This is a genomic window from Amycolatopsis aidingensis (assembly GCF_018885265.1).
GTDB lineage: Bacteria > Actinomycetota > Actinomycetes > Mycobacteriales > Pseudonocardiaceae > Amycolatopsis > Amycolatopsis aidingensis.
The window spans coordinates 3,850,123-3,869,817 of the sequence record NZ_CP076538.1; the positions used below are offsets into that span (position 1 = coordinate 3,850,123).

General features: G+C 71.1%; 25 protein-coding genes. 16 read left to right on the plus strand and 9 right to left on the minus strand.

The window, feature by feature from the left end; all coding sequences use genetic code 11:
* Positions 1–192: 192 nt before the first annotated feature.
* From KOI47_RS17565 to KOI47_RS36165, 4 genes are read left to right on the plus strand one after another with little or no spacing between them, the layout of a single operon-like run.
* Positions 193–375 carry a hypothetical protein gene (locus KOI47_RS17565; protein WP_216204474.1) on the plus strand — a complete coding sequence of 61 codons (183 nt, stop codon included), beginning with the start codon at positions 193–195 and terminating at the stop codon, positions 373–375.
* On the plus strand, positions 359–880 hold the full coding sequence (locus KOI47_RS17570; RefSeq protein ID WP_216204477.1) for a DUF6879 family protein: 522 nt from the start codon (positions 359–361) through the stop codon (positions 878–880). Before KOI47_RS17565 ends, KOI47_RS17570 begins: the two co-directional genes overlap by 17 nt.
* A complete protein-coding gene (locus KOI47_RS17575) occupies positions 877–1,512 on the plus strand; it encodes a Scr1 family TA system antitoxin-like transcriptional regulator (RefSeq protein ID WP_216204480.1) in 636 nt (211 codons plus the stop codon). Before KOI47_RS17570 ends, KOI47_RS17575 begins: the two co-directional genes overlap by 4 nt.
* Positions 1,413–1,748 (plus strand): Scr1 family TA system antitoxin-like transcriptional regulator, encoded by a 336-nt coding sequence (locus tag KOI47_RS36165; RefSeq protein ID WP_269756639.1) that lies wholly within the window; start codon positions 1,413–1,415, stop codon positions 1,746–1,748. Before KOI47_RS17575 ends, KOI47_RS36165 begins: the two co-directional genes overlap by 100 nt.
* Here the strand turns inward: KOI47_RS36165 and KOI47_RS17585 are convergent.
* Positions 1,743–3,026, minus strand: coding sequence for an RNA polymerase sigma factor (locus tag KOI47_RS17585; protein ID WP_216204486.1), 1,284 nt, complete (start codon positions 3,024–3,026; stop codon positions 1,743–1,745). The genes KOI47_RS36165 and KOI47_RS17585 overlap by 6 nt on opposite strands.
* 5 nt (positions 3,027–3,031) lie before the next feature.
* Positions 3,032–3,382 (minus strand): YciI family protein, encoded by a 351-nt coding sequence (locus tag KOI47_RS17590; protein WP_216204488.1) that lies wholly within the window; start codon positions 3,380–3,382, stop codon positions 3,032–3,034.
* A 209-nt stretch (positions 3,383–3,591) separates the two neighbouring features.
* On the opposite strand from KOI47_RS17590, the gene KOI47_RS17595 reads away from it, so the two are divergent.
* A complete protein-coding gene (locus tag KOI47_RS17595; RefSeq protein WP_216204491.1) occupies positions 3,592–4,554 on the plus strand; it encodes an MBL fold metallo-hydrolase in 963 nt (320 codons plus the stop codon).
* A gap of 155 nt (positions 4,555–4,709) precedes the next feature.
* Here the strand turns inward: KOI47_RS17595 and KOI47_RS17600 are convergent, their stop codons facing one another.
* Positions 4,710–5,543, minus strand: coding sequence for an NAD(P)H-binding protein (locus KOI47_RS17600; protein WP_216204492.1), 834 nt, complete (start codon positions 5,541–5,543; stop codon positions 4,710–4,712).
* A gap of 83 nt (positions 5,544–5,626) precedes the next feature.
* On the opposite strand from KOI47_RS17600, the gene KOI47_RS17605 reads away from it, so the two are divergent.
* From KOI47_RS17605 to KOI47_RS17620, 4 genes are all read left to right on the plus strand, one after another.
* Positions 5,627–6,349 (plus strand): TetR/AcrR family transcriptional regulator, encoded by a 723-nt coding sequence (locus tag KOI47_RS17605; RefSeq protein ID WP_216204495.1) that lies wholly within the window; start codon positions 5,627–5,629, stop codon positions 6,347–6,349.
* A gap of 49 nt (positions 6,350–6,398) precedes the next feature.
* Entirely contained in the window at positions 6,399–7,214 is an 816-nt protein-coding gene (locus tag KOI47_RS17610; RefSeq protein WP_216204498.1) for a DUF3097 domain-containing protein, read from the plus strand.
* 76 nt (positions 7,215–7,290) lie between these two features.
* A complete protein-coding gene (locus KOI47_RS17615) occupies positions 7,291–7,722 on the plus strand; it encodes an NfeD family protein (RefSeq protein WP_216204501.1) in 432 nt (143 codons plus the stop codon).
* A gap of 64 nt (positions 7,723–7,786) precedes the next feature.
* Complete coding sequence (locus tag KOI47_RS17620; RefSeq protein ID WP_216204503.1) at positions 7,787–9,160, plus strand: SPFH domain-containing protein; 1,374 nt, start codon at positions 7,787–7,789, stop codon at positions 9,158–9,160.
* Positions 9,161–9,281: 121 nt separating this feature from the next.
* Here KOI47_RS17620 and folK read toward each other — a convergent pair whose 3' ends face one another.
* Together folK and KOI47_RS17630 are read right to left on the minus strand one after the other, a co-directional pair.
* A complete protein-coding gene (folK, locus tag KOI47_RS17625) occupies positions 9,282–9,773 on the minus strand; it encodes a 2-amino-4-hydroxy-6-hydroxymethyldihydropteridine diphosphokinase (RefSeq protein ID WP_216204505.1) in 492 nt (163 codons plus the stop codon).
* On the minus strand, positions 9,770–10,537 hold the full coding sequence (locus KOI47_RS17630; protein WP_216204508.1) for an SGNH/GDSL hydrolase family protein: 768 nt from the start codon (positions 10,535–10,537) through the stop codon (positions 9,770–9,772). Before KOI47_RS17630 ends, folK begins: the two co-directional genes overlap by 4 nt.
* 211 nt (positions 10,538–10,748) lie before the next feature.
* Here KOI47_RS17630 and KOI47_RS17635 point away from each other — a divergent pair, with 211 nt between their 5' ends.
* Together KOI47_RS17635 and KOI47_RS17640 are read left to right on the plus strand one after the other, a co-directional pair.
* A complete protein-coding gene (locus tag KOI47_RS17635) occupies positions 10,749–11,177 on the plus strand; it encodes a YciI family protein (RefSeq protein ID WP_216204511.1) in 429 nt (142 codons plus the stop codon).
* 61 nt (positions 11,178–11,238) lie between these two features.
* Positions 11,239–12,522, plus strand: a complete 1,284-nt coding sequence (locus KOI47_RS17640) for an RNA polymerase sigma factor (RefSeq protein ID WP_216204514.1) — start codon at positions 11,239–11,241, stop codon at positions 12,520–12,522.
* A 9-nt stretch (positions 12,523–12,531) separates the two neighbouring features.
* Here KOI47_RS17640 and KOI47_RS17645 read toward each other — a convergent pair whose 3' ends face one another.
* Positions 12,532–13,953, minus strand: a complete 1,422-nt coding sequence (locus tag KOI47_RS17645) for an MFS transporter (protein WP_232376084.1) — start codon at positions 13,951–13,953, stop codon at positions 12,532–12,534.
* Positions 13,954–14,000: 47 nt separating this feature from the next.
* On the opposite strand from KOI47_RS17645, the gene KOI47_RS17650 reads away from it, so the two are divergent.
* Complete coding sequence (locus tag KOI47_RS17650) at positions 14,001–14,615, plus strand: TetR/AcrR family transcriptional regulator (protein WP_216204517.1); 615 nt, start codon at positions 14,001–14,003, stop codon at positions 14,613–14,615.
* A 17-nt stretch (positions 14,616–14,632) separates the two neighbouring features.
* Here KOI47_RS17650 and KOI47_RS17655 read toward each other — a convergent pair whose 3' ends face one another.
* Together KOI47_RS17655 and KOI47_RS17660 are read right to left on the minus strand one after the other, a co-directional pair.
* Positions 14,633–15,118, minus strand: a complete 486-nt coding sequence (locus KOI47_RS17655; RefSeq protein ID WP_216204520.1) for a GNAT family N-acetyltransferase — start codon at positions 15,116–15,118, stop codon at positions 14,633–14,635.
* A gap of 56 nt (positions 15,119–15,174) precedes the next feature.
* Complete coding sequence (locus KOI47_RS17660) at positions 15,175–15,984, minus strand: ArsR/SmtB family transcription factor (protein ID WP_216204523.1); 810 nt, start codon at positions 15,982–15,984, stop codon at positions 15,175–15,177.
* A 195-nt stretch (positions 15,985–16,179) separates the two neighbouring features.
* Between KOI47_RS17660 and KOI47_RS17665 the strand changes: the two genes are divergently transcribed.
* Positions 16,180–16,599 (plus strand): YciI family protein, encoded by a 420-nt coding sequence (locus KOI47_RS17665; RefSeq protein WP_216204526.1) that lies wholly within the window; start codon positions 16,180–16,182, stop codon positions 16,597–16,599.
* Positions 16,600–16,615: 16 nt separating this feature from the next.
* Complete coding sequence (locus KOI47_RS17670; protein ID WP_216204529.1) at positions 16,616–17,866, plus strand: RNA polymerase sigma factor; 1,251 nt, start codon at positions 16,616–16,618, stop codon at positions 17,864–17,866.
* Here the strand turns inward: KOI47_RS17670 and KOI47_RS17675 are convergent.
* The gene (locus tag KOI47_RS17675) at positions 17,850–18,323 is read right to left on the minus strand and encodes a MarR family winged helix-turn-helix transcriptional regulator (protein WP_232376085.1); all 474 of its coding nucleotides are present in this window, start codon (positions 18,321–18,323) and stop codon (positions 17,850–17,852) included. The two genes, KOI47_RS17670 and KOI47_RS17675, sit on opposite strands and share 17 nt — an antisense overlap.
* Before the next feature lie 81 nt (positions 18,324–18,404).
* On the opposite strand from KOI47_RS17675, the gene KOI47_RS17680 reads away from it, so the two are divergent.
* Together KOI47_RS17680 and KOI47_RS17685 are read left to right on the plus strand one after the other, a co-directional pair.
* Positions 18,405–18,770 (plus strand): flavodoxin family protein, encoded by a 366-nt coding sequence (locus KOI47_RS17680; RefSeq protein WP_216204531.1) that lies wholly within the window; start codon positions 18,405–18,407, stop codon positions 18,768–18,770.
* A 16-nt stretch (positions 18,771–18,786) separates the two neighbouring features.
* On the plus strand, positions 18,787–19,695 hold the full coding sequence (locus KOI47_RS17685) for an NADP-dependent oxidoreductase (protein ID WP_216204534.1): 909 nt from the start codon (positions 18,787–18,789) through the stop codon (positions 19,693–19,695).

Here is a 19,695-nt window from a genome sequence, read left to right on the forward strand (position 1 = left end):
AGAATCGGCGCGCCGCGACGACGGCACGAGCGTTACCCTCGAACCCGCATCAACGGCTCCGAACGAGCCGCGAGAAGCGGGGCTTTCCCGGTGGTTGCGGGTTTATTCGGGAACGTGCATGGCAATTGACTCGCTACCGCGGGCGCACGTATCGTCACCTGACGTGTCCACTTCACGACAGGGGAAATGATCATGAGACTCACCCGGATCGCCAGGGACTGCAAGGGGGACGACTGCCCGGCCGTGTTCAGCACGGAGCGCGGCACTCTGGCTGTCCAGGGCTACCTCGTCCACCAGCCAACCCCGGAACACGAAGCAATCGTGGAGATCCCGGCGGACCTGCTCAAGGAGGCCGCACGTGCGCTTGGCAGGTGACGACTGGAAGAAGTTCTTCGATTCGTTCGAACGGGAGGCGTTCCGACTGGAAACGCGCCCCGTGTACAACGTGGCGAAAGAATGGGACGAGTTTCAGCGTTTTCTCGCTACCGGGGAGTTCGATGTTTCCGATCATGAGCCCTGGCTCAAGCGGGTTCGCCATTTCCGGGACACCGGCCGGTGGATCGGCAGGGTTCACGTCATCACCAGCCCGCTGACCGACTACCTGCGTTTCGAGTTCGCGGCCTATCCGCACAACGTGCGGGCCGGTGAGGAGGTGCATATCCTCGATCTCGCCGATCGACCGAATCCCGGCTTGCCGGATCAGGACTTCTGGATGTTCGACGAGTCGAAGATCGTGCGGATGGACTACGCCGAGGACGGTACCCAGCTCGGTCGCGAACTGCTGGAAGACGTGGATCCCGCTCCTTACGTGGAGTGGAAACGCATCGCCCTGGAGCATGCCGAACCGTTCCTGGACTACTCCTCCAGACTGGAGGCATGAGCCTCGATCCCGCCCGCGCTGGAGAGGACCGGATCAACCTCGCCGAGGCACTGCGTGACCTGCGCAGGGTCTCGGGCCTTTCCGGGGAACGGCTGGCCGGTCGCTGCCAGATGTCGCAGTCCAAGATCAGCCGTATCGAGACCGGCCGGCTGCTGCCCAGCATCCTCGACGTGGAACGGATACTCACCGCGCTCGCGGTCGATGAGGCGCTGAAGTCGGAGCTGTTGACGCTGGCCCGGGCAGCGAATGCCGAGTATCAGGACATCCGTGCGTCGGTGCGGCGCGGCCTGCACTACCGCCAGTGGGACCTGGCGGCCCTGGAGGCCGAGTCGACCCACACGCGGCATTTTCTGCCTGCGCTGATCACTGGGTTGCTCCAGGTGCCCGAGTATGTTCGCGCGGGGTTGAGCAGGACGGGGGACCGGGCACCGGTGGATACCAGCCGGGCCGTCGCGCTCAAGCTGGAGCGGCAGGCCATCCTGCATGACGAGTCGAAGCGGTTCGAGTTCCTGCGCACCGAGCAGGCCGCGCGATGGCAGTTCTGTGTGCCGTCCATTATGGCGATCCAGCTGGACCGGTTGGTGTCGCTGTCCCGCGGCTGCCTGCTGTCGCCCTCGGTGTCCTGCCGCTGACCACGCAGGTTCCGGAAGGGCCCATGCATACCTTCGTGACCTATGACGCCAGGTTAGTGACCGCCGAGCTGTTCAGCGGCCAGCTGGTGTTGCGTGATCCGAAGGATGTCGAGAGTTATCGCGGTCTTTTCGATTTCCTGGCCGCGCACGCGCTGTGGGGCGCGGAGGCACGGGAGTTCCTGCGGCACCTCGCCGAGGACTTCCGGGGGCACGGCGCCGGGGATACTGGTTCATGAGCCGGGCTGGTCGAGCGCGGCGAGGCGGCGGCGAAGGTGGGCACGTTCGGGTTCGGTGCCGGCCAGTTCTATGGCCTCGCGGTAGGCCGCGGCGGCCTCGGCGTTGCGGCCGAGCCTGCTCAGCAGGTCCGCCCTTGCGGTCGGGTAAGGGGAGTAGCCCCGCAGCCGGGGCTCCCCGGACAACTCCTCGAGCAACGCCAGTCCGGCTTCCGGGCCGTCCCGCATGGCCACGGCCGCGGCCCGGTTCAACGCGACGACCGGGGAAGGGTCCAGCGCGAGCAGCACGTCGTAGAGCGCGACGACCTGCGGCCAGTCGGTGCTGGCCAGGTCCGCGGCCTCGTCGTGCAGGGCGGCGATCGCGGCCTGCACCCCGTACGGTCCCGGCGGCCCGCCGGTCAGCGCGACCGGCATCAGGCGCAGCCCCTCCTCGATCATCGTGCGGTCCCAGCGTCCCCGATCCTGCTCCTCCAGCAGCACCAGCTCGCCGTCCGGGCCCGTGCGAGCGTGCCGCCGGGCGTGGATCAGCAGCATCAGCCCGAGCAGCCCGGTGACCTCCCGCTGCCTTGGCAGCAGCCCGCGCAGGATCCGGGCCAGCCGGATGGCCTCCTCGGCCAGGTCGATTCGTTGCAGGTCCGGGCCCGAACTGGCCGTGTACCCCTCGGTGAAGATCGAGTACACCGCCTGTAGCACCCCGGGCAACCGCTGCGGTAGTTCTCCGGCGTCCGGCACCCGGAACGGGATCCGGGCCTGGTGGATCTTCTTCTTCGCCCGCACGATCCGCTTGGCCATGGTCGCGGGCGGGACCAGGAACGCCCGTGCCACCTCGGGGGTGGCCAGCCCGGCCAGGCAGCGCAGCATCAGGGCTCCGCGGTCCTCGGCGGGCAGCGCCGGATGGGCACAGGTGAAGAACAGCTGCAATCGCTCATCCGGCAGTTCCCCCGCCACCTCCGCGGCCGGAGCCGGCTCGGCCCGCTCGGCCTCCACCTGCAGCACGGCCAGCCGCGTGGCGAAGGTCTGGTCGCGGCGCAGCCGGTCCACCGCCTTGCGCCGGGCCGTGGTCATCAGCCACGCCCCCGGCCGGGGCGGTACGCCATCCGCCGGCCAGCGCTCCAGTGCCGCCTCGATCGCCTCGGAGGTCACCTCCTCGGCCAGATCGAGATCGCCGAAGCGACGGACGAGCGCGGCCAGCAGCCGGCCGTGCTCCTCGCGGAACACCGACTCCACCGAGGTCACCGGTGGCTCCTCCGGCAGCCCGCCGCCGGCCGTCCGCTCGTCCATCGCATTCAGCCCTCGAACTCGGCGACCGGCCGCACCACGACCGAGCCGGTGCCGCGCGCGCCGGGACAGCGGGCGGCCCAGTCCAGCGCGGCGTCCAGGTCCGGCACGTCGATCACGTAGAAGCCACCGAGCACCTCGCGGGTCTCGGCGAACGGGCCGTCGGTCACGGTCCGCTTCCCGTTCTCGTCCACCCGGACCGCGGTCGCGGTGACCAGGTCCGCCAGCTGCTCCCCGGAGACCTGGATGCCCGCGTCCTTGACCTCCTTGTCGTAGGCCAGCCAGTCCTGGACGTCGCAGTCGGCGGCCCCGCCGCTCTCGTCGACCGAACCGGCGTTGATCAGCAGCATGTACTTCATGTCGGACTCCCTCGTTTCGTGGTGCCATCCTGCACGGCCGGTTGCCGTACAGCATGACTACGAGCGGGACCCGGCCGGATGGACACCTCCGCCGAACTTTTTCTGATCGGTGCCACCGCCGCGCCTGAGCAGCATGGTGGGGGTCTGGCTCAGTCACCGGAACCTGCCACGCGACGGCGGCGCACGGTAAGCGGTGGCAGGCTGAGCCCATGGTGAGAACGTCCTATCGCGACCGGCTGACCTCCCCGCTGCCCGGGCCGCGCGAGCTGGCCCGGATCCTGCGCGAGGGTGGTTTCCGCGGCTCGACCGCGAACGCGGACCGGATACCGGTGCTGCGCACCGGCCTGCCCGCGCTCGAGCCGGGCCAGGCGAGCTGGACCTGGATCGGGCACTCCAGCTACCTGGTCCGGCTGGGTGGCGCCACCGTGCTGGCCGACCCGGTGTGGTCGAGGAAGATTCCCGGGGTGCCACCCCGGCTCACCCCTCCCGGCCTGGCCTGGGCGGATCTGCCGCCGGTGGACGCGGTGGTGATCAGCCACGATCACTACGACCACCTGGACGCGCCCACCATCCGGCGGCTACCCCGGCACACCCCGGTGCTGGTGGGTGCCGGCCTGGGCCGCTGGTTCCGGCGTCGCGGATTCACCGAGGTCGTCGAGCTGGACTGGTGGGAGTCGGCGGAGGTGGCCGGGCTGCGGTTCGACTTCGCCCCGGCGCACCACTGGAGCAGGCGTGGTCCGCTGGACACCTGCGCCTCGCTGTGGGGTAGCTGGGTGCTCACCGCGCCGGACGGCACCCGCACCTACCACTGCGGCGACTCCGGCTACGGGCACTGGTTCGCGGAGATCGGCGCGCGCTACCCGGGCATCGAGGTCGCCATGATGCCGATCGGTGCCTACGACCCCCGCTGGTTCATGCGCCCGGTACACATGGAACCCGCCGAAGCCGTGCGCGCGGTGGCGGACCTCGGGGCCCGGCGGCTGGCCTCGATGCACTGGGGCACCTTCGTGCTCACCAGGGAACCGGTGGACGAGCCGCTGGAGCGACTGCACAAGGCATGGTCGGCGTCCGGACGTCCGGACGCCGACCTGTGGGCACTGGCCGTGGGGGAGACCCGGACCTTCCGGCCCGGCAGGTCACCGGGGCGCAGCAGCCCTCCGGCCGGTGCCTGACCCGGCGCGGGCAAACTCGCCTACGCGAACGGCCAACTCGGTTACGCAGGTGGCCAACACGGTTACCCGGGCAGCAAACACGATGCGCGGGAACGGCCAACGCATGCGCGTGGGCGGCCAACACGCGCGCGTGGGGAGCAAACACGCCGGGAGGGTCAGCGGAACAGGTCGGCGTTTTCCCGTGCCCACTCGGCGAAGGTGCGCGCGGGTTTTCCGGTGAGGTCGGCGACGGTGGACACCGGGACCTCGGCGTAGTCGCCGCCGTCGGAGAGCAGCCAGTCCGCCGCCTCGGGCGGCATGCCCTGCCCGACCCACAACTCGCGGGCCTGTGCCGGGGTCAGCTCCTCGAACCGGATCTCCCGGCCGAGCGCGGCGGCGATCGCGCGCACCTGTTCCGGGGAGGTGACGGCCGCCGGGCCGCTCAGCGGGTAGGCCCGGCCGGCATGCCCCTCCTCGCGCAGCACGACGCCGGCGACCTCGGCGATATCGGCCATGGCGATCGGCGTCCGTGCCGCCTGCGCGTGCGGCTCCCGCACCACGCCCTCGGCACGGATCGAGTACGACCACAACAGCGAGTTCTCCATGAACGCGCCGGGTCGTAGGTGGGTCCAGGCGAACCCGGCCTGCTCGATGGTGCGTTCCAGGTGGGCGAAGTCCCGTCCGGCCGGGTCGCTCTCCGCCGCGCCCGGCACCCCGGCCAGGATCGAGGACAGGGTGACCACCCGGCGCACTCCCGCGGCCCGTGCCAGTTCGGCGAACCGCTGCACGGTGGGGAAGTGCGGCGCCAGGTACACGGTGTCCACCCCCTCCAGCGCGGCGGGCAGCGTCTGCGGCTGCCCGAGGAAGCCGGTGTGCACCTCCACCCACTCCGGTAGCGCGGCCTTCGCCGGGTTCCTGGTCAGCGCGCGCACCGGCTCACCTGCCCCGGCCAGCCGGTCCACCACCATCCGGCCGATGTTGCCGGTCGCCCCGGTCACCAGGATCGTCATGGCTACCCACTCCTAACTCAGTACGTTGTACGAAGTATTGACCAGAGTACACCGTACAGCGCACGGAGTTCTATTCTCGGGCAATGGCCGACCACATCGAACGCACCATGCGGCTGCTCTGGCAGACCGGGGAGAGCCCCAAACGCGGCCCCAAACCCGGGCTCACCGTGTCCGAGGTGGTCCGCGCAGCGATCGACATCGCCGATGCCGAAGGGCTCGACGCGCTGTCCATGCGCCGGGTCGCCGAGCGGCTGGGTATCGGCACGATGTCGCTCTACACCTACGTGCCGGGTAAGGCCGAGCTGCTGGACCTCATGCTGGACGCGGTGACCGGGGAGCGCCGTGGCCGGCCCGGCTCGACCGCCGGGTGGCGGGAGCGGGTGCTGACCTGGGCCCGCGCCGATTGGGAGCTGTACCACCGGCACGAGTGGGTGCTGCGGCTGCCCGCCCGGCATCCGCTCGGCCCGAACGCGCTGGCCGCCTACGAGGCGGCACTGCGGGCCCTGCTGGACATCGGGCTGACCGACGGCGAGGTGGCCGCCCTGACCGCGGCGGTGGACGGCTACGTGCGCGGCGTGGCACGCACCTCGGTGGAGGCGGTGCAGCGCGAGCGCGACACCGGGATCGGCGAGCGGCAGCGGTGGGCGCAGCACCAGCCGGCACTGGCCCGGTACGCGGAGGCGAGCGACTACCCGGCGGTCGCCAGGGTGCACGCCGATGCCGAGCCACCGGAGGTCTTCGAAACCGGGCTGCGTTGCCTGCTCGACGGCATCGCCGCCCGGATCGCGGGCCGGGCACGGCGCTGACCGGCGTGGCGGGTTCGATGGGTCCAGGCCGGGCGCTACCGTCTGGCTCGTGCGCTCCCGCTCCTACCGCGACGTGCTGTCCGGACCTCGCAAACGGAAGATCCCCGAGGTACCCGCCGAAGCCGGCCTGGTGGTCGAGGACCCGGCCAGCGGGTTCTGCGGCGCGCTGGTGCGGATCGAGCACGGGAACGCCGTCCTGGAGGACCGGCACGGCAGGCACCGGGTGTTCCCGCTGGCCCCGGCGGGCTTCCTGCTGGAGGGCAAGCCGGTGACACTGGTTCCGGTACCGGACACGCCCGCGCCGGCGGCCACCACCTCGGCCTCCGGCTCGGTGCGGGTCGGCGGCCTGCGGGCCAGGGTCGCGCGGGACTCCCGGATCTGGGTCGAGGGCAAGCACGACGCCGAGCTGGTGGAGCGGGTCTGGGGACACGACCTGCGGGTCGAGGGTGTCGTGGTGGAACCGCTGGACGGGGTGGACGTGCTGGCGGAGCGGATCGAGGAGTTCGGCACCGGCCCCGGCAGGCGGCTCGGGGTGCTGGTCGACCATCTCGTCCAGGGCAGCAAGGAATCCCGCCTCGTGGACGCCATCCGGGACGAGAACGTGCTGGTCACCGGGCATCCGTACGTGGACATCTGGCAGGCGGTGAAACCGGGCTCGGTCGGTATCCGGGCCTGGCCCACGGTGCCGAGGGAGGTGGAGTGGAAGCGTGGCATCTGTGCCGAGCTCGGCTGGGGCGAGCCCTACCAGGGCTGGCAACGGGTCCTGGCCGGGGTGCGCAGCTTCCGGGACCTGGAGACCCCGCTGATCGGCGCGGTGGAACGGCTGATCGACTTCGTCACCGCCGTGGACCCACCCGAATCATGATCCACCCTAGGTCACGCGTGGATTACGTCCGGTCGCCCCCTCGGTACGAGAGGTCACTTTCTGAGAGCATGTGCGCATGACTGCGGCACTCATCTGGCTCATCATCGGGGTCGCGCTGATCGTCGCCGAGGTTCTGTCCGGAGACTTCGTGCTGCTGATGCTCGGCCTCGGCGCATTGGCCGGCGCCGGATCGGCCGCACTCAGCGGCAACATCTTCATTGACGTGGCCGTGTTCGCCGTGGCCTCGGTTGGCCTGCTCGTGCTGGCCAGACCCGCGCTGAAACGCCGATTCCTTTCCGGGCCTGGGGTGAAGACCAACGCCGACGCACTGGTCGGAGCCAGCGCCGTCGTGCTGGCCACCGTGGACACCCATGGCGGCCAGGTCAAACTGGCCGGGGACGTGTGGTCGGCACGTAGTTTCCTGGAGGGGCAGGTGATTCAGCCCGGCACCAGCGTCACCGTCGTGGAGATCGCGGGTGCCACCGCTGTCGTCTCGGCCGAACCGTGATAGTCATCTACAGCAAGATCAGCACTACTCCGGGTGAAGACCGGTATCCGAAGGGGATGAGGCCTTGTCGACCGCAGCGATAATAGTCGTCGCGATACTGGCCCTGTTCGTGATCGTGACGGTCGCGAAGGCGATCATGGTCGTGCCGCAGGCGCAATCGGCGGTGATCGAGCGGCTCGGGCGGTTCCGCAGTGTGGCCTCGCCGGGCCTGAACTTCCTGGTGCCGTTCCTGGACAAGGTGCGCGCCAGGATCGACCTGCGGGAGCAGGTGGTCTCCTTCCCCCCGCAGCCGGTGATCACCCAGGACAACCTGACGGTGTCGATCGACACCGTCGTGTACTTCCAGGTGACCGACTCGCGGGCCGCGGTGTACGAGATCTCCAACTACATCGTCGGTGTCGAGCAGCTGACCACCACCACGCTGCGTAACCTGGTCGGCGGGATGAGCCTGGAGGACACCCTCACCTCGCGCGACCAGATCAACGGCCAGCTGCGTGGGGTGCTGGACGAGGCGACCGGCCGCTGGGGCATCCGGGTGGCCAGGGTGGAGCTGAAGGCGATCGACCCGCCGCCGTCCATCCAGGACTCCATGGAGAAGCAGATGCGCGCCGACCGGGAGAAGCGCGCGATGATTCTCACCGCAGAAGGTCAGCGCGAGTCGGCGATCAAGACCGCCGAAGGGCAGAAGCAGAGCCAGATCCTCGCGGCCGAGGGCTCCAAGCAGGCCGCGATCCTGGCCGCCGAGGCCGAGCGGCAGTCGCGCATCCTGCGGGCCCAGGGTGAACGGGCCGCCCGCTACCTGCAGGCACAGGGGCAGGCGAAGGCGATCGAGAAGGTGTTCGCCGCGATCAAGGCAGGCAAGCCGACCCCGGAGGTGCTGGCCTACCAGTACCTGCAGACGCTGCCGCAGATGGCGCAGGGCGACGCGAACAAGGTCTGGCTGGTGCCCAGCGACTACGGCAAGTCGCTGGAAGGGTTCGCCCGCGCCCTCGGTGCCCCCGGCGAGGACGGCGTGTTCCGCTACGAGCCGCCCAAGGACGACCAGGTGGAGCGGCCGCAGCTGGACGACGAGGAGGTCGCGAGCTGGTTCGACACCACAACCGACCCGAAGGTCGCCGAGGCGGTGCGGGAGGCCGAGGCCGTGGCCAGGCAGGAGGTTCCCGGCCCGCTGAACGCCGGCCCCAGCACCACCGTGCGCCCGGTGCCCTCGGCGCTGTCCAGCCTGCGTGGCGGGGAGGAGGAAGCGGACGAGCCCGGACCGCCGCCGCTGCCGAAGCGCTCACCGGAGGCACCGGCGCCGGAATTCCAGCGCCGTGGCCCGGAGGCAGCCCCGGAGCCGCAGCAGCCGCCCGCGCCCCCGGCACCGCCGTACGGTGGTCAGCAGGGCGGCCCGTACCAGCAGCCGCCCTACGGCGGCCCGCCGCCGCGCCAGCAGTAACAGCCACCCGCTTTCGTCACAGGCCCTGAACGTGGCGTTTGCGACGTCAGATGTCCCAATAGTGCCGTTCGCGACGTCTGATGTCCGGGAAGCCACGTTCAGGGCACCTCGGGGGCCGGGGTCAGAGGCGCAGGTCGTCGCGCCTGCGCACGCCTTGGGTCTCGGCGGCGGGCAACGCGGCCACGAGATCGGCCACCCGGCCGTGGCCGGGCAGCACGGCCTCGGGCTCAACATCGAGCCAGGGCAGCAGGACGAAAGCCCGCTCATGCGCACGTGGATGCGGCAGGATCAGGTCGGGATCCGTGCCGCGTTCGCCGGGCACGTGCACGATGTCCACGTCCAAGGTGCGCGGTCCCCAGCGCAGGTCCCGCTCGCGTGCCGCCCGGCGCTCCAGTTCCTGGCCCGCCGCCAGCCAGTGCCGGGCGGTCCGGTCCGGGGAATCGACCACGAGCACGGCGTTCAGGAAGTCATCCTGCTCGACCCCGCCCCACGGCGCCGTGTCGTACACCGGCGAGACCGCGCGCAGCTCCTGCCGGAAGGCCTCGGTGACCGACCGCAGGTGACCCAGCCGGTCACCGAGGTTGGACCCGATGGACAGCACCGCGCGGCTCATCGGCCCGCCTGCACCGGGGCGAGCGCGGGCCGCTTCGGGCGGACCAGGTCGCCGGAGGACTCGCCACGCAGCCGCCGCCCGATCCAGGGCACCGCATGTTCCCGCGCCCAGCGCAGGTTCGCCGCCCGCCGGTGCCGGGCGCCCAGTGCGGCCCGTGGCCCGAGCGCGGGCGGCACCAGCCCGTGCCGGATGCCGAGGGTGTCCAGCACCGCGATCGCCACCTCGGTATGCCCGTGGGCGTTGAGGTGGATCCGGTCGGCGGCCCACATCCGGCGGTCCCGCAGTTGCCGCATGGCCCACATGTCCACCACCAGCGCACCGTACCGGGCGGCGATCACCCTGGTGTGCTCGTTGTGGATCGCCGCCCGCCCGCGGATCCGGCGGAACAGCGGGTCCTCCACCCCGTCGACCCCGGTGAACAGGACGACGGTGGCACCGGTCGCGGCGAGCCGGGACACGGCGAGGTCGTAGGCCTCGGCCAGGGCGTCCAGGTCCACTCGGGGCCGCATCAGGTCGTTGCCACCCGCGTAGAGGGTGACCAGGTCCGGCCGCATCTCCAGGGCAGGCTGCACCTGCTCGGCCAGCACGTCCCGCAGCAGGCGGCCCCGGATGGCGAGGTTCGCGTAGCCCAGCCCGGGCCACTGCCCGGCGAGCACCTCGGCCGTCCGGTCGGCCCAGCCACGAACGCCATTGGGACAGGCGGGGTCGTCGTCGCCGACCCCCTCGGTGAAGGAGTCACCAAGGGCAACGAAGCGGGTCGTCATGGACACTGAGCCTATTCGGCCACCGGCTGTGGTCCGGCACACGTCGCCGGCCCGCCCGGGCCGCCGGGGCGGGTGCCGAAAAGTCCCGGAGAAATCTGGAGCGAAGGTGTCGATCCGGGCGTCACTCGTCCGACGCGTAGGCAGCGGCTAGGTTGAGCCCGACGAACGTGGGGCGGCCTGCCGAGCACGCCGATACCGAAGGGACCCGACAATGCGATTCATGGTGCTAGTCAAGGCCACCGAGGACTCCGAAGCGGGCGTAATGCCCAGCGAGGAGATGCTCACCGCGATGGGCAAGTACAACGAGGAACTGGTGCAGGCGGGGGTGCTGCTCGCTGGCGAGGGGTTGCACCCGAGCTCGAAGGGGGCGCGGGTCCGGTTCTCCGGCGCGGACCGCACCGTCGTGGACGGGCCGTTCACCGAGACCAAGGAGCTGATCGCCGGATTCTGGCTGATCCAGGTCAAGTCCAGGGAGGAGGCGATCGAATGGGTCCGCCGGTGCCCCAACCCGCACGAAGGCGAGTCCGAGATCGAGATCCGGCAGGTGCTGGAGGCCGAGGACTTCGGCGAGGCGGCGACCCCCGAGGTCCTGGAGCAGGAGCAGCGGCTGCGCGACCAGGTGGCCGCTCAGCAGGAGTGATCACCCGGTCGCTTCGGCGATCGTCTTGCGGTGCGGTGTCGGGAACTGCTGTTATTCCGCCGTGGCAGTTTCCGACACCCCGTCCGACACCCACCGCGCGGTCGAGGCCGTCTGGCGGATCGAGTCCGCCCGGCTGATCGCCGGCCTGGCACGCATGGTGCACGACATCGGGCTGGCCGAGGAGCTGGCGCAGGACGCGCTGGTGGCCGCCCTGGAGCAGTGGCCGGAGTCCGGTATCCCGGACAACCCTGGTGCCTGGTTGATGTCCATCGCCAAGCGTCGCGCCATCGACCAGTTCCGCCGCAACGAGCGGTTCGATCGCAAGCTGACCGAACTCGGGCGGGAGGCCGAGACCCGTCAGGAGCTGGGTGAACCGGACCTGGACGCGATCGAGGACGACATCGGGGACGACCTGCTGCGGCTGGTGTTCACCGCCTGCCATCCGGTGCTGTCCACGCAGGCGCGGGTCGCCCTTACCCTGCGGCTGCTCGGCGGGCTGACCACGGAGGAGGTGGCGCGGGCCTTCCTGGTTCCCGAGCCGACCGTGGCGCAACGCATCGTGCGGGCCAAGCGAACCCTCGCCAAGAAGAAGGTCCCGTTCGAGGTGCCCCGCGGAGCCGAACTGGCGCAGCGGCTGTCCTCGGTACTCGAGGTCATCTACCTGATCTTCAACGAGGGCTACTCCGCGACCGCGGGGGACGACTGGATGCGGCCCGCCCTCTGTGAGGACGCGCTGCGGCTCGGGCGGATCCTGGCCGAACTCGCACCACGGGAACCGGAGGTGCACGGCCTGGTCGCCCTGATGGAGATCCAGGCTTCCCGCTCACGCGCCAGGATGGACGCCACCGGTGCGCCGGTGCTGCTGCTCGATCAGGACCGGGGGCGCTGGGACCAGCTGCTGATCCGGCGCGGGCTGGCGGCGCTGGAGCGTGCGGAGGGGCTCGGGTCGACAGGGCCGTACACCCTGCAGGCCGCGATCGCGGCCTGCCACGCCAGGGCCCGAACCGCGGAGGACACCGACTGGCACCGGATCGCGGCGCTGTACGACGCGCTGGGCCGCCTCGCCCCGTCCCCGGTGGTAGAGCTGAACCGGGCGGTCGCGGTCGCCATGGCGTTCGGCCCCGAGCCTGCGCTGGAACTCGTCGACGCCCTGGCCGCGGAACCGGCGCTGGAGCGCTACCACCTGCTGCCCAGTGTGCGGGCCGACCTGCTGCGCAGACTCGGCAGGCACGCCGAGGCGCGGGCGGAGTTCGAACGCGCGGCCGCGCTGACCCGCAACGAGCGCGAGCGCGCGCTGCTGCTGGAGCGGGCGGCCGCCAGCGCACGCGAGCCGGTCTCGTCCTGAACGGGTCCCTCATCGGCCAGCCGACGCTCGACGCCCGGATACCGGACCGCGGGTCCGGCCGCCCGGTCGCGGCAGGGCGAGGGCCGTGACGGCGACGGCGAGCAGGATTCCCGCGATGGCCTGGAACGCCCGGCCGTAGTCCGCGGCCAGGGCCTGCGGCCCGGTTCCGGTGCTCGCGGCGATTCCCACCAGCACGGCCAGCCCGAGCGCGCCGCCGATCTGTTTGGTGGTGTTCAGCAGCCCGGAAGCCGCGCCCGCGTCCGAAGCTGCGACCCCGGAGGTGACGGTCGCCGTGATCGGCGTGATCAACAGCCCGCTGCCGGTGGACAGCACGATCGCGGGCCCGAGGATCCCGGAGAGGTAGGCACTGCCCGCGCCGATTCCGCTCTGCCACAGGAATCCGGCCGCGGCCAGCAGGGCGCCTGCGGCGATCAGGGTGCGTGCCGGTACCCGCCGCAGCAGCCAGGGGGTGACCCGCCAGCCCACCACCATGGTGATCAGGGTGTGCGGCAGGAAGCCGAGACCGGTGTGCAGCGCGTCGTAGTGCAGGACGTTCTGCATGGTCAGGGACAGGAAGTACCACATCGGACCGAAACAGGCCCCGGCCAGCAGCAGCGCCAGGTTGCCGACCGCGATCGCCCGCGCCCGCAGCAGCCGCGGCGGGATCAGCGGTGCGGCCGCGAACCGCAGCTCGACCAGCGCGAAGACCGCGAGGGCGACGGCGCCGAGTGCCAGCGGCCACAGCGTGGCCGGATCGCCCCAGCCGGTGGCCTCGATCCGGGTGATCCCGTAGGTCAGGGCACCGAGGCCGGCCGTGGCCAGCACCGCGCCGGGCAGGTCCAGCCGCCGGGTGGCCCAGGCGTCCCGGTCGGCGGCGAGCCCGCGCCCGGCCAGGATCAGGGCTACCGCCCCGATCGGCACGTTGACCAGCAGGATCGACCGCCAGGACAGGTACTGGGTGAGCAACCCGCCGACCAGGCTGCCCGCGGCGCCGCCCCCGACGCCGACGGCGGTCCAGATCGCCAGTGCCCTGGTGCGCGGTGGGCCCTCGGCGAAGGTGGTGGTGAGGATGGTCAGGGTGGCCGGTGCCAGCACCGCGGCGCCCAGCCCCTGCACGGCGCGGGCGGCGATCAGCGTGCCCGGCCCGGTGGCCAGCCCGCCCACCAGGCTGGCCAGGGTGAACAACAGCAGCCCGGCGAGGAAGACCCGCTTGCGCCCGTACAGGTCGGCCAGCCTGCCGCCGAGCAGCAGGAAACCGGCGAACACCAGGGCATAGGCGTTGACCACCCACTGCAGCTGTGCCGGCCGGAAGGCGAGGGCGTCCCGGATGGACGGCAGCGCGACGTTCACCACCGAGACGTCCAGCACCACCATGAACTGCGCCCCGCAGGCCAGGGCGAGCACCATCCGGGCCGCACGCGGAAGAGTCATGATACGTGTGTATCATAAAGCTACTGGAGACACCGGAAGGGAGCCTCGTGCCGAAGACCGTGGACCATGCCGAACGCCGGGCCCAGATCGTCGCGGGACTACTGCGGCTGGCCGGGCGGGCGGGGCTGCACGCGGTGACGATGCGTGCGGTGGCCGCGGAGGCGGGGGTGTCCCTGCGCCTGGTGCAGTACTACTTCCAGGACAAGGCCCAGCTGATGCAGGCTGCGCTGGAACACCTGGAGCGGGAGAGCCACCAGCGCTGGGCCGACCGGCTGGCCGGGCAGGCGGATGCCGCGCGGCCGCGTGCGGTGCTCGAGGCGTTCCTGGCCGAAGGGCTACCCACCGACGAGCAGAGCCGGACCTTCCACCTGCTGTGGACCTCCTACGCCGTGCTGGCGATGACCGAACCGGAACTGGCCGAGCAGCCCTTCGTCGCCGGTCCGAACCGGCTGGAGGAGCGGCTGACGGAGGTGCTGCGCCGGGCGCAGGCCGGGGGAGCGCTGGCCGCAGGCGCCGACCCGCGGCTGGAGGCGGCCCGGCTGCTCACCCTCAACCACGGCCTCGGCACCAGCGTGCTGGTCGGCCAGCGCACGCCCGAGGCGGCGATGCGGGTGCTGCGTTACCACCTGGACGGGCTGTTCGCCGACCGCGCGCCTTCCTGAACACGGCTTAGCGCCGGTCAGCACAAGTGCAGGAGCATGGTCAGCGCTCCGCCCGCCGCGCCGACCTGCTCGAACCCGGATCGCTCGTAGAGTCGGCGCGCGTGGTTGCCGGGCTCCACGCTGAGGCTGAGCGCGACCACGCCGGCTCGGCGGGCGGCGTCCACGAGCGAGTCGAGCAGGCGTTGTCCAACGCCCTGGCCCCGCCACTGCGGCAGGACGCCCATGGACACCTCGGGGGTGGCGGTGTCGACGAAACCGTAGCCGGGATCGTCGGCGGTGAAGTACCGCAGCCAGGCGGCGCCGATGGGATCCCCGCGTTCGGCGACCACGCCGAGGTCACCGGGCCGCGGCCAGCCCGCGACGTAGTGCGCCAGAGCTGGATGGCGCACTACGTCCCCGACGCCGCCGCGGGGCCCTTCTGGTCGCCAGAAAGCTGCCTCGACCAGCATCTCGGTCAAGAAGGCGGCATCCGCGGCACCGGCCGGACGAATGGCGACACGCATCCGGGAATCATCGTGCATGCCCACGGCCCGACCCTGGCAGAGCCAGCCTGCCATCGTCAGCCTGCCGGCTTGGGTTCCGGCATCGCCTCGCCGGTCTCCAGCAGCGTCTTCAGCCCGGCCAGCAGCGCGGGCCAGCCCTCCCGGACGGCCGCCAGCACCACCGAGCCAGGGTCGAAGTCGTCGTGCACCACGGTCAGCTTGAGCACCTGCCCGAGCGGCTCGATCTGGAAGGTCACCTTCGACCGGCGCTCCTTGGTGGCCGCGGCAAGAAAGTCCTCGCTCAGCCCGTGCGTGTCGGCGTGCTCGCGGGTGAAGGCGTGCCAGGTGTAGGACAGCTTCCGGTAGGGCTCCGACTCGAGCACCACCTGCTCGGGGTCGGACGTCGTCAGGCCGCTTTCGTGCCAGGTCATGGCCGCGCCCGCGGTCCACTCCGTGTCGAAGGTGACTCCCCAGTAGCGACTGGTGAACGCGGGGTCGGTCAGGGCCTGCCACAGCCGCTCCGGGGTGGTGTTGATGTAGGTGGTGTAGACGAACTCGGGCCGTTCGGTGCTGTTCATCGGGGTCTCCTCCAATGCTTTCTTCAGGTCGGTGAGCGCATGTACGCGGCCGCGGTCGTACCGGTTGATCCAGCGCTCGGCGATGGCGTTGATCGGCTCCGCGTTGAGGTAGTGCAACTTCTCCCGGCCGCGCCGCACGGCGCTGACCAGGTTTGCGGCCTCCAGCACGGCGAGATGCTTGCTGACCGACTGCCGGGCCATGTCCAGCTCCGCGCACAGCTCGCGCAGGCTCTGCCCGTTGCGCTGGTTCAGGCTGTCCAGCAAGCGGCGCCGCCCGGCATCGGCCAGCGCCTTGAACACCTCGTCCATCCCTGCTCACCTCGTATATGCAGCCGTTTGGCTGCCTGAAACAATAGGCAGCCAGACGGCTGCATGTCAACCCGGTGCTACGCGAGACGATCATCGATGGATAAAGATGTGCGGGTGTGTCGATCCGCGACATTCCCGTTCGACCTGTGTGCCGAGAGGGTCCGAACGGGGCCCGGACAACCAGGAGCAGGAACCATGAAGTACATGCTGATCATGCGCGCCACCGACGAGACGTTCCAGGCGTTCCAGGACGTCGACTTCAACGAGGTCATGGCCGCGATGGGCCGGTTCAACGACGAGCTGATCCGGGCGGGCGTGCTGGTCGCCGCGGAAGGGCTGGAGGACGCGGCCGAGGGCGTGGTCGTCGACTACAGCTCCGAGCCGCCCGTGGCCACCGACGGCCCGTACGGCGAGACCAAGGAGCTGTTCGGCGGCTTCTGGATCCTCAACGTGGCCTCCAAGGAGGAGGCCGTCGAGTGGGCGAAGCGGGCGCCGCTGGCCGGGCCGGGAAGCAAGTGCGAGATCCGCCGGGTTCCGTCGATCGACGAGTTCCCGCAGGACAACGAGTGGATCCAGAAGGAAAAGGCCTGGCGCGAGGCCACCGGCCAGCTCTGAACGGATCGGAGAGGACATGGCCGACACAGGTGGCCGGGAGGCCGTCGCAGCCGTGTGGCGGATCGAGTCCGCCCGGATCGTCGGTGCGCTCGCCCGCTACACCGGCGACTTCGCCCTTGCCGAGGACCTGGCCCAGGAGGCGCTGGCCGAGGCACTGGTGACCTGGCCCCGCGACGGCGCGCCCCGCAATCCGGCGGGGTGGCTGCTCACCGTCGGCAGGCGCCGCGCGATCGACACGTTCCGCAGGCGCGCCGCCCTCGACGAGAGGTACGCCGTCCTCGCCCACGACCTGGGCGAGGACGGCGGTACCGCCGACATTCACTGGGATCCGGACCAGATCGACGACGACGTGCTCGCGTTGATGTTCATCTCGTGTCACCCCGTGCTGTCCAGGGAGGCGCGGGTTGCGCTCACCCTGCGCGTGGTCGGCGGCCTGACCAGTGACGAGATCGCCAAGGCCTTTCTCGTCCCGACGGCCACCGTGCAGGCCCGGATCACCAGGGCGAAGAAGACCCTGGGAGCGGCGCGGGTGCCGTTCGAGGTGCCGCCGGCCGAGGAGCGGGCGCAGCGGCTCGGCTCGGTGCTCAGCGTGGTCTACCTGATCTTCACCGAAGGGTCCTCGGCCAGCTCCGGCGACCGGCTGATCCGCTTCGACCTCGCGGGGGAGGCACAGCGTCTCGCCAGGGTGCTGACCCGGTTGATGCCGCGGGAGCCAGAGGCACACGGCCTGCTGGCGCTGCTGGAGCTGACCGCGGCCCGCTTTCCCGCCCGCACCGGGCCGGACGGCGAGCCGGTCCTGCTGGAGGATCAGGACCGCCGCCGCTGGGACCGCGCCGCGATCCGCAGGGGCCGGGCCGCACTGGCCCGTGCGGAGCAGGTCGGCCGGGGCCTCGGCGCCTACGGCCTGCAGGCGGCGATCGCCGAATGCCATGCCGTCGCCGAGTCGGTGCGGGCGACGGACTGGGATCGGGTCGTGCTCATCTACGAGGCGCTCGGCAGGCTGGCGCCGTCCCCGGTGGTCGACCTCAACCGGGCGGTGGCGGTGTCCATGGCCAAGGGCCCGGCCGCAGCGTTGCCGATCGTGGACGAACTGGCGGCCGCGGGAACACTGCCGAACTCGCACCTGCTGGCGAGTGTGCGCGGGGAACTGCTCACCCGCATGGGACGCACCGAGGAGGCGCGTGCCGATCTGGAGCAGGCCATCCGGCTGTGCGCCAACGAACGCGAGCGGGTGGTGCTGGAACGCAAGCTCACCGCTCTCGGCTGACCGGATCGGCCAGGTGGGCGATGACGGTGTGCGTTGCCTCGCCGAGGGCGTCGATCTGGTCCTCGGTGAGCAGGTCGATGAAATGCCTGCGCACCGAGTCGACATGGGCGGGCGCTGCCCGTTCGATGGTGCTCAGCCCGTGCTCGGTCAGCGTGATCACGGTGCCACGGCTCTTGGTCGCGTGCTCCTGACGCCGCACCAGCCCGCGCGCGGCCATCCGGTCCAGATGGTGAGCCAGCCGGCTTTTCGACCACAGCATCCGCTCGGCCAGCTCGAACAGCCGTAGTGACTGCCCCTCGGTTTCCGAGAGTGTGGCCAGCACCTGGTAGTCGGCGCTGGAAAGGCCGGAGTCCTCGGCGAGGTCCCGGTTGATCTGGAGATCCAGCAGCGCGCGCATCCGCATGTAGCCGCGCCACGCTCGCGCCTCCCGCGGATTGAGCCAGTTCGGTTCCGCCACGGCCGGTGATGTTATCGGCAGTTGACGTGTCAACTCAAATCGGCCACGATCGAGTTGACACGTCAACTCAGGAGGTCGTACATGGAATCCCCACGGATCGCGGTCGTGTACTACTCGGCGACCGGGAACATGCATCGCCTGGCCGAGGCGTTCGCCGAGGGCGCGGGTGACGCCGGTGCCGAGGTACGGCTGCGGCGGGTGGCCGAGCTGGCCCCGGACTCGGCCATCGACGCGAACCCGGCATGGCGGGCGCACCTGGAGGACACCGCGCATATCGAGCACGCCAGCCTGGACGATCTGGTGTGGGCCACCGGGTTCGCGTTCGGCACCCCGACCCGGTTCGGCAATGTGAGCGCGCAGCTGAAGCAGTTCCTGGACACCACTGGCGGGAATGGCCACCGGCTGACACAGGCTGCGGCCGCGCTGAACCCCCTGCAGGCCGCGTAACACCCGGAGGCATCCGATGCGAGCAGTTCTGCTCGACCGGCACGGCCCGCCCGAGGTCCTGACCATCGCGGACCTGCCGCTGCCCGAGCCGGGCCCCGGGCAGCTGCGGGTCCGGGTGCACGCGGGCGGTGTCCAGCCGTTCGACACCTATGTCCGGCGGGGTCTGCCCGGATTCCGGATGGACCTGCCGCACCAGCTCGGCAACGAGTTCGCCGGGGTGATCGACCGCGTCGGCCCGGAGGTACGCGGATGGTCGGCCGGGGACGCGGTCCTCGGCTCGGCCCCGCTGCGCTCGCTGGCCGAGTACGTGCTCGCCGACGCCACCGCGGTGGTCGGCAAACCCGCAGCCCTGCCCATGGCGGCGGCCGGGGCGCTGCCCGCGTCCGGGCAGACCGCGCTGACCGCCCTGCGCGAGCTGCGGGTCGGGCCGGGCGACACCCTGCTGGTCCATGCCGCCGCCGGGGGAGCGGGCACCATGGCCGTCCAGCTGGCCCGGCACTACGGCGCCCGCGTCATCGGCACCGCCAGCGCGGCCAACCACCACTACCTCGCCGCGCTGGGGGCCACACCGGTGCGCTACGGGCCGGGCCTGCCGCAGCGGGTACGCGAGCTCGCCCCGCGCGGGGTGGATGCCGTGCTGGACGCGGTGGGTGGGCAAGCACTACGCGACTCCCTGGAGCTGGCACCGGACCGGGACCGGATCGGGACCCTTGTCGAGCACGCCCTCGCCGAGGAGCTCGGCGTGCGCGGGATCCGGGCGCAGCGCTCCACCGCCGCGCTCGGCGAGCTCGCCGAGCTGTGCCGGCGGGGCGTACTGCGGGTCGGCATCCGCGCCCGCTTTCCGCTGGAGGCGATCGCGGACGCGCATAGTGCGGTCGAGACCGGGCACGGTAGCGGCAAGGTCGTGATCGTCCTCGACGGCTGA